This is a genomic window from Chryseobacterium sp. YIM B08800 (assembly GCF_026163565.1).
Classification (GTDB): domain Bacteria; phylum Bacteroidota; class Bacteroidia; order Flavobacteriales; family Weeksellaceae; genus Chryseobacterium.
This window is the reverse complement of the sequence record NZ_JAPDKN010000049.1, coordinates 21,691-32,481: the sequence shown is the minus strand read 5'-3', so window position 1 is coordinate 32,481 and position 10,791 is coordinate 21,691. Positions and strand designations below refer to the sequence as shown.

Below are 10,791 nucleotides of genomic sequence, written 5' to 3'. Positions count from 1 at the left end.
AATAAAATAAGAGAAATTGCGGACAAGCATTAATTTATTTTACACAATTAAGAGGCTGTTTAAATTTGATATTTATTTTTAACATTAAGAAATTAAGATCATTGTCTTAAAAAAACTTAATACAAAATCAACGTGTTGATTTCTTAACCATTTCCTGCTTAAATAACTAAATACCTTAATGTTAAAATAAGAATAAACAAAGTTTATTTTAATTTAGAAATCGAAGATTATCTCCTTTCAGTCGATGAATGCTATTTCGACGTAGTCAAAATTAAGACAAGGCAATAGAAAAACATTTAATAAAAATTTAAACAGACTCTAAATTTCTATCATTTTTCAGAGCACTTCAAAATAAAAAAATACCGCTCCGGAGGCAAAGGTTTTCCGAAGCGGCATCGCATATAATAATAGAATTTTTTTGTAGGAATAGGAAATCTGAACTACCCCGTCTTTTTGCTGGCGCAAAAATCCACCCCTTCAGGGAAGGGGAATTTAACCATCAACTGACAACTATCAACTAATAGCTCCATTAATTCCAACCTTTCACAGCACCGCCTTTGAAGATCTCTTTAGCTTTATCTTCAACTTCTTTCGACTGATAAGCTTTCAGAAAATTTTTCACTTTATCTGTATTTTTATTGTCTTCTCTTGAAACCACAACATTCATGTAAGGAGAATCTTTATCTTCTTTGAAAATCCCGTTTTTATCGGCATCCAATCCGGCTTGAGCAGCAAAATTATTATTGATAATAGCAATAACCACTTCTTTATCATCCAAAACTCTTGGTAATTGTGGAGCTTCTATTTCAAGAATTTTCAGTTGTTTTGGGTTTTCGGCAATATCAGTTACTTTGGGTAGTAAGCCAATTCCGTCTTTTAATTTTAATAATCCATTTTTTTGTAAAAGTAGGAGAGAACGGCCGCCGTTGGTCGGATCATTTGGAATTACAATTGTGCTTCCGTTTTGAAGTTCACTGATGTTTTTAATTTTTTTTGAATAGGCCACAATCGGATAAACAAAAGTCTTTCCAATTACTGCTAATTTATAGCCACGTTGTTTCGATTGCTCGTTGAGATAAGGAACATGTTGAAAAGCATTCGCATCAATATCCCCATTATTTAATGCTTCGTTAGGAATAACGTAATCGTTGAAAGAAACGAGTTCTACTTCGAGATTATATTTTTCTTTAGCTACTTTTTTAGCGGTTTCGGCAATCTGCTGTTCAGGGCCGGAAGTGATTCCTACTTTGATGAAATTTGGGTCATCTTTTTTAGGAGAATTACACGCTCCAAGCAACAACAAACCTACTGCTAATCCTAAAATTTTTATATTTTTCATTGTAAATTATTTTTTTATTTTAAAAGTTGGACGTTGGACGTTGGACGTTGGATGATGGAAGCTGGATGCTTATTCAGTAATATTGAATAATGAGAAGTTATAAATTAGATATCTCTATTATTAAATTTTATAAATCTGTTCTTGTTGATTCAAACTCTAAAGCGCTAAAACTCTCAAACCCTCCCACTCAAACTCACCTATGGTCAAATCTTTTCGCCAATCGATCACCTGAAAACTGAATGATAAAAACCAAAGCGACCAATAAACCAAGAACGAGATTCATGATTAATGCATCATAACCAATATATCCGTACTGATAACCAATTTGTCCCAATCCACCGGCTCCGACAGCGCCGCCCATTGCAGAATATCCTACAAGAGTTATTAAAGTGATTGTCGCATTATTGATTAATGATGGTAAAGCTTCGGGCAACAAAACTTTTTTAATGATCTGAAACGGAGTGGCTCCTAAAGCTCTTGCGGTTTCAATCAAACCATTCGGGATTTCTAATAGACTGTTTTCAACCAATCTTGCAATAAAGGGTGCAGCTCCAATGCTTAAAGGAACGAGTGCCGCATTCATTCCGATAGAAGTTCCCACCAAAGATCTTGTGAAAGGAATCATCCAGACAATCAAAATAATAAAAGGAATCGACCTGAAAATATTTACTAAAATTGACAGAATTCTGTTATAAATTGTATTTTCTAAAAGCTGTCCTTTTCGGGTTACAAAAAGAAGAACTCCAACAGGAAGACCCAAAACAAAACCGAAAAATCCTGAAACAAATGTCATATAAACCGTTTCCCAAATTCCTTTTGACAGAAGCGAGATTACTGTATCACTAAACATAACCTTTTACTGTATTTTGAATGTTATTCTGATTAAAATAATAGATCGCTTTTTGATTTTCATCAGCTTCTCCCTGTAACTGTAAAAGAAGTTTTCCGAAATTGGAATCTCCCAAATATTCTACATCAGCTTTCAGAAGTTTATATGGAATTTTATATTGATCGTAGATCACAGAAAGTAATTTTTCTACGCTGATACTTTCGTTCAGTTCGATTTCAATCAACGGAAACAAACCATCTTGTGGCTCTTTCTGTAGTTTTTTGTTGAGTTCTTGCGGTATGGTCATAACACCTGAGTTTAAAAATTGTTTGATAATAGGATTTTCTTTGTTGGAAATAATTTCACTCAAAGTTCCTTTTGATACTAATTGTCCTTTGTCGATGACGGCAACGTGGTTACACACAGTCTTGATAACTTCCATTTCGTGGGTGATCAGTAAAATGGTGATTCCTAAACGATGATTAATGTCTCTCAATAGTTCTAAAATAGATTGCGTTGTTGCAGGATCGAGCGCGCTTGTCGCTTCATCACAAAGCAGAAGATAAGGATCATTGGCTAAAGCTCTTGCAATAGCAACCCTTTGTTTTTGCCCACCTGAAAGACTTTTAGGATAATCGTGAGCTTTATCCTCAAGACCTACGATTTTTAAAAGTTCATTTACTTTTTCTCTGATTTCATCTTTACTTAAATTGTCCAATTCAAGCGGAAGTGCAATGTTTTCAAAAACTGTTCGTGATGAAAGAAGGTTAAAATGCTGAAAGATCATTCCTATTTTTTTCCTTTCATGAGCTAACTGTTTGGAATTTAATTTTGTAAAATCTTTTCCGTTAATAATAATTTGTCCTTCATCAGGTCTTTCCAATAAATTAACAGTTCGGATTAAAGTACTTTTTCCGGCTCCCGAAAAACCGATAATTCCGACAATATCACCTTTTTCGATAGTTAAATTGATATTATGTAAAGCTTTAAAAGCTTGTTTTTTCTGATGAAATGTTTTTGAAATATTCTTTATTTCTATCATTTTTCTCTAATTTTTAAATAAAAAAAGGCTCTACAACGTGGTAAAGCCTTTAAAAATATGTTATAATAAAAGTAAGGTCAGCCACTAAAATTCCCACACAAAGGCATACAGCAATACATCATCATATAATTGATGTTCATCTTCGACATAAAATTGCAGGTGAATTTTGATTTCATTTCCATTTCCTAACTTGAATACGGTTGCAAATATAAAACATATATTTTTATTAGTCTACCAAAACAATAGACTTTTTAAGTGTTAATTTTAAATATGTATTTAATTTACTGTAAATCAGTGCGTTATTTTATATTTTAATTTAATCAAATTGAAAAATATTTTAATTCTTAGAATAATATTATTTTAGATTCATGAAAATTCAAATCATCAGCGATTTGCACCAAGAATTCGGATTGTCTGATTTATCTTTTGATAGAGCAGATGTTATTGTATTGGCAGGAGATATTAATTTAGGTATGAAAGGAATTGATTGGATTAAAGCTAAAATTCCCGATAAACCGGTGATTTATGTCTTAGGAAACCATGAATATTACAAAGGTTCTTATCCGAAAACTTTAAACAAAATAAAAGAAGCCTCAAAAAATTCCAATGTAAAAGTATTGGAAGATTCTTTCGTTGATATTGAAAACATAAGATTTCACGGTGCTACTTTATGGACAGATTTTTCGTTATTTGGAAGTCCGATGGCTTATGGAAGCCTTTGTCAGACACAAATGAATGATTATAAAATGATAAGAAGAGATCCTTCTTATTCAAAAATGCGAAGTATTGATACTTTTAAAATTCATCAGTTTTCAAGACAATGGCTCAAAGAAAGTCTGGAAAATTCAAAAGGATTAAAAAACATTGTGGTTACGCATCACGCTCCAGGTTTACAATCGGTTCCTGAGCACTTTAAAAAAGATCCGGTTACTTCGGCGTATGCTTCCAATCTTGAAGATTTTATTTCAGAACATCAACCTCTTTACTGGATTCACGGTCATATTCACACGCCTACGAGATACAAAATAGGAGAGACCGAAATTATTTGCAATCCGCATGGCTATATTACTGAAAAATATAATGGTTATGAGAAAGAATTGATTATTGAAATTTAATTTTAAACAGAAAATCACAGAATTTTTAAAGTAAAAGAAAGTCTTCTCCGTCTAGAAAAGTAAAGGTTTTCAAAACCAAAAAATTATGGAGAATACAAACATCAACAGCGGAATTATTTTGATTCCTGATTTCAGTGGATTTACTGAATTTGTGTTCAATACAAAACTTTATACCGGAGAATATATTGTAAAACAACTACTTTCTATTTTGATTGATGTAAACAATCAGTATTTTAATATTTCAGAAATTGAGGGCGATGCGATTTTATTTTATCGCTACGACAACCAACCTTCGTACAAAAAGATTTCGGGAATGCTGAAAAATATGAGAAATGCTTTCAATATGAAAATTCAGAAATTAAGCGAAATGTTGAATACAACCATTGAATTGTCATTAAAATTCATTGTTCACTACGGAAAATTTTCACAATATAATATTGGAAGTTTCAAAAAACTCTATGGAAAACCTATTGTAGAAGCGCATCAAATGCTGAAAAACGGCTTAACCGAAGAGCCTTCTTACGCTTTGTACAGTCATTCTTTTCTGGAAAATGCTCAGAATAAAGAATATGTTTTAAACGAAGATCAAATGCATGTTTCAGATGTTGGAGCAATTCAATATTTTGGAAATATAGATTAGCAAATTTATTATTAATTCCTTGTTATTTGCCTTTGTTAGCGTCCGGAGAAATTCGGGCGTTTTTTAGATGTATAATTGATTATGCTCAATTACATAAAGTTGTTTAGATTTGAGAATTAATATATCTTATGGAGGAAAATTATTTAAAATTTAAAATTTTAGTATTTGTAAAAGACATGAGCCAAACACATAATATATTTCAATTTGAATCGAAACTTTATAGTGTAATGGAGAATTATGAAGACTATAAAAAATATTTTGGGAAAGCTATTAATAGTTTGAAAGATGAGGGATTAATATACACATCAAAAAATAATACGGGGACGACAACAGTCACAGGCATTTCAGAAAAAGGAAAAAATATCCTTAGATTTAATAGTTGGGACGAGTATGAAGATTCACTTAATTTAGAAAAACAGAAAGAAAAAGATTTGAAAGCTTTAGATTATAAATTGAAAGAAATTACTTTGAAAAACCAAAAGCTTACACCGTATATTTCTATTCTAGGATTGGTATTTGGATTAGGTTCCATGATTTGGTCAATCATGGATAAATATAAATTAGTGTTTATTGATATAAGTATCTATTTTATTCTATTAATTCTTTTTGCGGTTATAGGAATATTAATCTTTAAAAAAATTAACTATTAGATAGATTTTGAGTTTATTTCTAATAAACCTTACAATTCCAAAAAAAATCCCGACTTTTGCCCTTCTTCAAAAATCCCGACTATTCATGAAACTTTGTATTGCCGAAAAACCTAGTGTTGCCAGAGATATTGCCAAAGTATTGGGCGCAACCATGCCTAAACAAGGCTATATGGAAGGAAACGGCTATTGTGTGACATGGACTTTCGGACATCTTTGCACCCTGAAAGAACCTCACGATTACGGCCCGCAATACAAATCCTGGAATTTGTTTTTGTTGCCGATCATTCCTCAAAGTTTCGGAATCAAATTAATTCCAAACAAAGGCGTTGAAAATCAGTTTAAGGTAATCGAGAAATTGGTAGCCGAATGTGATGAGGTCATTAATTGCGGGGATGCCGGTCAAGAAGGTGAACTTATTCAGCGTTGGGTTTTGCAGAAAGCAAAATGCGATAAACCTGTACAACGTTTGTGGATTTCATCATTGACAGAAGAAGCGATTAAAGAAGGTTTTGAAAAATTAAAACCAGCCGAAGATTACAAAAATCTTTATCTAGCAGGAAATGCAAGAGCAATAGGAGACTGGTTGTTGGGAATCAATGCAACGCGACTTTTCACTAAAAAATTTGGAGGAAATAAAGCCGTTTTATCGATTGGAAGAGTACAAACTCCGACTTTGGCGATGTTGGTTCAGCGTCAGAAAGAAATTGATGCATTCACAACCGAAGAATATTGGGAGCTGAAAACAAAATACCGTGACGTTATTTTCAACGCAGCGATTGACCGTTTAAAAACATTAGACCGAGCTGAAAAAGGTTTGGAATATCTGAAGCTGAATGCTTTTGAAATTCTTTCATTTGAAATTAAAGAAGGAAAAGAAAAAAATCCAAGATTGTTTGATTTAACAGGACTTCAGGTTGAAGCCAATAAGAAGTTTGGGTACTCTGCAGACAGTACTTTAAAATATATTCAGAGTCTTTACGAGAAAAAACACGTCACTTATCCGCGTGTTGATACAACGTATCTATCGGAAAGCTTATACCCGAAAATCGGAGGGATTCTTCAAAGTATGGTTATTTACAAAGATTTGATTTCACCTTTGCTGGAACAACCGATTCCAAAATCGAAAGCGGTGTTTGATGATGCAAAAGTAACCGACCACCACGCAATTATTCCGACCGAAATTCCGCCTTCTCAAAGTTTGACTAGAGAAGAGAAATTGATTTATGATTTAATTGCGAAGCGTTTTATCGCCGTTTTTTATCCTGAATGTAAAATTTCAAATACTTTGGTTGAAGCTCAGGTGGGAACAATTCCTTTTAAAACAAGCGGAAGACAGATCCTCGAACCGGGTTGGAGAGCGGTTTATGCAAAAGATGCCAAAGAAGAACCTACGGATAAAGAAAAAGATAAGGAAGAAGAACAGACGATCCCTGAATTTAAAGTAGGGGAAACAGGACCACACGAACCGATGATTCATCAGGGAAAAACTTCGCCGCCAAAACCCTACACGGAAGCAACTTTGCTTCGAGCAATGGAAACTGCCGGAAAGCAAGTGGATGATGAAGAACTTCGTGAGATGTTGAAAAATAACGGAATTGGAAGACCGTCAACTCGTGCAAACATTATCGAAACACTTTTCAAACGAAAGTATATCGAGAAGAAAAGAAAAAATCTGATTGCTACCCAAACCGGAATTCAGCTAATCGACACCATTGAAGATGAATTGCTGAAAAGCCCGGAATTAACAGGGGAGTGGGAGTTAAAACTTCGAAAAATTGAAAGTGGTGAATACGAAGCGAATCAATTCAAGGACGAATTGATACAAATGGTGACCGAATTGACCAAAAAGGTTGTTGACGGAAAGGCAAAAGTTTTCACGTTGCATGAAGAAAAAGAAGAGGTTAAAGAAAAGAAAAAACGTGAACCGGCTGTAAAAAAAGAATTACAGTCTTGGGAAGAAACACAATGTCCGAAATGTAAATCACACAATCTGATGAAAGGAAAAACCGCAGTCGGATGTTCCGATTTTAAAAACTGCGGCTTTAAAGTTTCATTTGAAATTTTCGGTAAAAAACTTTCAGATAAACAATTGATGGATTTGGTTTTAAAAGGAAAAACCTCAAAATTAAAAGGATTCACCACTCATCCTGAAAGTTTGACAGAAGGAGTTGTTACGCTATCACCTGAATTTTTAACAGTCTTAATTTAATTGGCTGGAAGATGGATGTCTGAAGCTGGAGGTTTATTTAGCCATCAAATCAGAAATTGTCTAAATAGTGAAAGTTTTACCTATCTAAGAAAATGGCACTTGTCGGACTTCCATCATCAAGCTTCCATCATCCTACTTTATATAAAGTCTCATCCTCGCTTCATATTCAGGCTTAGTTTTCAATAACTTCCAGATTTTTTTATCATCAGGATTGCTGATTCGGTAATAAATAATTTTGTCTGCGGAATATTTGAAATAAGGATGGTTTTTCAGCCATTCTTCGGGTGCATCCACCAAAGTATGTCGCTCAACTTTTGAATTATCGAGTGGAGCAATGCTTAATAATTTTTGCACCAATTCCTTGTCAATATTGTAGGTTTCCAAAATCTGTTCTTTCGTCATAAATCCGCCTAGTTTTTTTCTGAAACCAATCATTGAACCTGCACTTTTTTCATCCAAACCAAACTCTAAAAGCTGTTTAAACGTTATAGAATTCATATCTGTTTTTGAAAAATCAGTTTTTTCCTGTTTGAGTTCTGGCTTTTTCTCTTCAGAGTTTTTCGCCATTGTAGAAGCATTAAGTCTGATAAAAGGTTTTAATTCTTCAAACTTTTCTGCGGAAATAACAAAACAGTTTTTAATATCTTCTAAAGTTTTAAAACTTCCTTTCAGGTTTCTGTCACGGTAATTAACGATAACATTCGCTTGTTTTTCTGAGAAACCTAAAGCTATCCAACCTTGCACATCTAAAGTATTTGGGTCAAAATAAGTTTGCAGAGTTTTAGATTTAAATGAATTCGATTTTCCAGCATAAGCATTAAAATTAGCCGGAGTTTTTTCTGGAAGAATTAAGTAAGGTTCAAGTTTCGCATAGTTTTCTTCATTAATGATAAAGCATTCTTTGAATTTTTCTTTGCTCACAAAACTTCCGCCTAAGAAACTTTTGTATTTAAGAATTGCCACAGCCTGTTTTTCAGAAAATCCCATATTTTCCCAATCATTTTGTGAAAGTTGATCAGGATTAAATTTTCTTGTGATGTGTAAAGATTTCTTTTCATAACTTTTAAAACCTGAATTTCTGGATTTTGCTTCCAGATTGGTTTCAGGTAATAAAATAAAAGAACTCAACTGAGAATATTTTTCTTCAGAAACAGCATAACATTTTTTGAATTGCTCTTTTGATAGAAATTTTCCGCCAACAATTTTCTTGTACTTTAAAATTGTTGCGGTTTGCTTTTCAGAAAATCCGAGTTTTTGCCATTGATTTTCATCTAAATCGTTTGGGTCAAATTCTGAAAATGATTCTGCAGGTAAACTTTCAGAAATGAATGTGATTTTAGGAAAAGGTTCGTCAGATTTATTGGCATATTTTTGAAATCCAAGTAGCGTAAGCAAGAGTATTCCTAGAAATACCATTTGCTGGTAATAGTTTTTTTTCATCTGTCATTTTGTGTTTTTGTTTGGTGAGATATTACAATCAATACTATTTCTAAAGAAAATATTGTCGAAATTGAAACATCGCAGAATAAAGTTAAGAATTATTTTAACTCAAAACTGTATGAAAATGAAAATAATTTTTAAACAGATTTTTGGATATCAGTTGTTTTACTGATATTTGTGGATAGTATTATTCAGAATCTTTTTCCACCAAAGAATCTTTTAGTTTAAGCAACTCTGCTTTTACGAATTCTAAACGGTCAATTAAGGTTACGGTTTCAGAAATTTTTGAGTTGGTTGTTAACGCAATTCTTGCTCCATCAAGCGTATAACCTTTTTCTTTCACCAAATGATAAATGATTTTAAGGTTTTTGATGTCTTCGGGAGTGAAGTAGCGGTTTCCTTTTTTGTTTTTTTTAGGTTTGATGATTGGGAATTCTTGCTCCCAATATCTTATCAATGAAGCGTTTACATCGAAAGCTTTCGCAACTTCTCCTATCGAATAATACAGTTTGTCGGGTAAATTTGTCTTCATTATAAAATCCTGAAAAATCAAAGATAAATATTTTTTAAGCTTTACTACAAATACACGTTGTAAAATGTGCAGTTTAAGCGTATTTTTGTTCTCTTTCACACTTAATTAATCAGGATGAATTCTATCTCGGTATTGCACATCAATCTTTTTCAGTCAGAGAAAAATGCTCCGGATTTTTATTTCAATACGTTGAAAAATCATTTGATTTCAAGTCATAAACATATCGAAAAACCGCATCGTCATGATTTTTATGTCACCGTTATTTTCACTAAAGGAACGGGAATTCATGAAATAGATTTTCAAAAATATGATGTTTCTGAAGGAAGTCTGTTTTTTCTTTCTCCGGGACAGGTTCACAGTTGGGAACTTTCTCCGGATACCGATGGTTATATTTTCTTTTTTTCTCAGCCTTATTACGAAATGTATTACGTTAATCAGAAGCTGAAAAATTTTCCATTTTTTAACTCTCCGAGTTTTTCGAGAAAGCTTCAGCTTGAATCTGATGAATTGGTAAATATGATTCGCCTTTTTGAGGCTATTGGAAGTGAGCATGAGTCTCAGAATGTAATGAAACAGGGATTTATTCTTTCACTTATTTCTCAAATTTATATTCATTCGGTAAGAAAGTTTGCTAAAGATGATGAGAAAACTTTAGCAACCAGTGTGTCTTATTTTAAGCATTATCAGGATTTTGAAAACTTATTGGAAGAACTTTTTACCTCTCAAAAATCAATTGCTTATTACGCATCACAAATGAATATCTCGGCAAAGCATCTTAACAGAATTACACAGACTGTTATGCAGAAAACTGCTTCTGAGATTATTACCGAAAGAGTGATTCTGGAAGCTAAAAGAATGCTCATCTATCTTGATGAAGGTCTTGTGGAAATTGCTTTTAGATTGGGGTATGAAGAGTATTCTTATTTTGCGAGGATGTTCCGTAAAAATTCAGGAATTACACCCTCGCAATTTATTAAAGACCATAAACATTGATA

The 10,791-nt window shown here is 32.9% G+C and carries 10 protein-coding genes; 5 read left to right on the top strand and 5 right to left on the bottom strand.

The genetic code is table 11. The features are described from left to right. Positions 1-529 precede the first annotated feature (529 nt). The 3 genes from metQ to OEW74_RS16620 form a co-directional block, all read right to left on the bottom strand. Complete coding sequence (gene metQ / locus OEW74_RS16630; RefSeq protein ID WP_265429543.1) at positions 530-1,339, bottom strand: methionine ABC transporter substrate-binding lipoprotein MetQ; 810 nt, start codon at positions 1,337-1,339, stop codon at positions 530-532. A gap of 193 nt (positions 1,340-1,532) precedes the next feature. Beyond that, complete coding sequence (gene metI / locus OEW74_RS16625) at positions 1,533-2,189, bottom strand: methionine ABC transporter permease MetI (RefSeq protein WP_265429542.1); 657 nt, start codon at positions 2,187-2,189, stop codon at positions 1,533-1,535. Beyond that, complete coding sequence (locus OEW74_RS16620; protein WP_265429541.1) at positions 2,182-3,210, bottom strand: methionine ABC transporter ATP-binding protein; 1,029 nt, start codon at positions 3,208-3,210, stop codon at positions 2,182-2,184. Before OEW74_RS16620 ends, metI begins: the two co-directional genes overlap by 8 nt. Positions 3,211-3,578: 368 nt before the next feature. Between OEW74_RS16620 and OEW74_RS16615 the strand changes: the two genes are divergently transcribed. From OEW74_RS16615 to OEW74_RS16600, 4 genes are all read left to right on the top strand, one after another. Beyond that, a complete protein-coding gene (locus tag OEW74_RS16615; RefSeq protein WP_265429540.1) occupies positions 3,579-4,325 on the top strand; it encodes a metallophosphoesterase in 747 nt (248 codons plus the stop codon). Between the two features lie 85 nt (positions 4,326-4,410). Further along, positions 4,411-4,965 (top strand): DUF2652 domain-containing protein, encoded by a 555-nt coding sequence (locus OEW74_RS16610; RefSeq protein WP_265429539.1) that lies wholly within the window; start codon positions 4,411-4,413, stop codon positions 4,963-4,965. Between the two features lie 128 nt (positions 4,966-5,093). Next, positions 5,094-5,615 carry a hypothetical protein gene (locus OEW74_RS16605; RefSeq protein ID WP_265429538.1) on the top strand — a complete coding sequence of 174 codons (522 nt, stop codon included), beginning with the start codon at positions 5,094-5,096 and terminating at the stop codon, positions 5,613-5,615. Positions 5,616-5,700: 85 nt separating this feature from the next. Further along, positions 5,701-7,824 carry a type IA DNA topoisomerase gene (locus tag OEW74_RS16600; RefSeq protein ID WP_265429537.1) on the top strand — a complete coding sequence of 708 codons (2,124 nt, stop codon included), beginning with the start codon at positions 5,701-5,703 and terminating at the stop codon, positions 7,822-7,824. A 132-nt stretch (positions 7,825-7,956) separates the two neighbouring features. Here the strand turns inward: OEW74_RS16600 and OEW74_RS16595 are convergent, their stop codons facing one another. Further along, a complete protein-coding gene (locus tag OEW74_RS16595; protein ID WP_265429536.1) occupies positions 7,957-9,264 on the bottom strand; it encodes a helix-hairpin-helix domain-containing protein in 1,308 nt (435 codons plus the stop codon). 187 nt (positions 9,265-9,451) lie between these two features. Continuing rightward, positions 9,452-9,796: a MerR family transcriptional regulator gene (locus tag OEW74_RS16590; RefSeq protein WP_034757421.1), complete on the bottom strand. Its 345-nt coding sequence runs from the start codon at positions 9,794-9,796 to the stop codon at positions 9,452-9,454. A gap of 114 nt (positions 9,797-9,910) precedes the next feature. Here OEW74_RS16590 and OEW74_RS16585 point away from each other — a divergent pair, with 114 nt between their 5' ends. Beyond that, positions 9,911-10,789: an AraC family transcriptional regulator gene (locus OEW74_RS16585; RefSeq protein ID WP_265429535.1), complete on the top strand. Its 879-nt coding sequence runs from the start codon at positions 9,911-9,913 to the stop codon at positions 10,787-10,789. Positions 10,790-10,791 lie beyond the last annotated feature (2 nt).

What these genes read in the sequence shown, in the direction of transcription:
- metQ (WP_265429543.1), bottom strand. Translation starts at nt 1,339, where the DNA reads ATGAAAAATATAAAAATTTTAGGATTAGCAGTAGGTTTGTTGTTGCTT.
- metI (WP_265429542.1), bottom strand. Translation starts at nt 2,189, where the DNA reads ATGTTTAGTGATACAGTAATCTCGCTTCTGTCAAAAGGAATTTGGGAA.
- OEW74_RS16620 (WP_265429541.1), bottom strand. Translation starts at nt 3,210, where the DNA reads ATGATAGAAATAAAGAATATTTCAAAAACATTTCATCAGAAAAAACAA.
- OEW74_RS16615 (WP_265429540.1), top strand. Translation starts at nt 3,579, where the DNA reads ATGAAAATTCAAATCATCAGCGATTTGCACCAAGAATTCGGATTGTCT.
- OEW74_RS16610 (WP_265429539.1), top strand. Translation starts at nt 4,411, where the DNA reads ATGGAGAATACAAACATCAACAGCGGAATTATTTTGATTCCTGATTTC.
- OEW74_RS16605 (WP_265429538.1), top strand. Translation starts at nt 5,094, where the DNA reads ATGGAGGAAAATTATTTAAAATTTAAAATTTTAGTATTTGTAAAAGAC.
- OEW74_RS16600 (WP_265429537.1), top strand. Translation starts at nt 5,701, where the DNA reads ATGAAACTTTGTATTGCCGAAAAACCTAGTGTTGCCAGAGATATTGCC.
- OEW74_RS16595 (WP_265429536.1), bottom strand. Translation starts at nt 9,264, where the DNA reads ATGAAAAAAAACTATTACCAGCAAATGGTATTTCTAGGAATACTCTTG.
- OEW74_RS16590 (WP_034757421.1), bottom strand. Translation starts at nt 9,796, where the DNA reads ATGAAGACAAATTTACCCGACAAACTGTATTATTCGATAGGAGAAGTT.
- OEW74_RS16585 (WP_265429535.1), top strand. Translation starts at nt 9,911, where the DNA reads ATGAATTCTATCTCGGTATTGCACATCAATCTTTTTCAGTCAGAGAAA.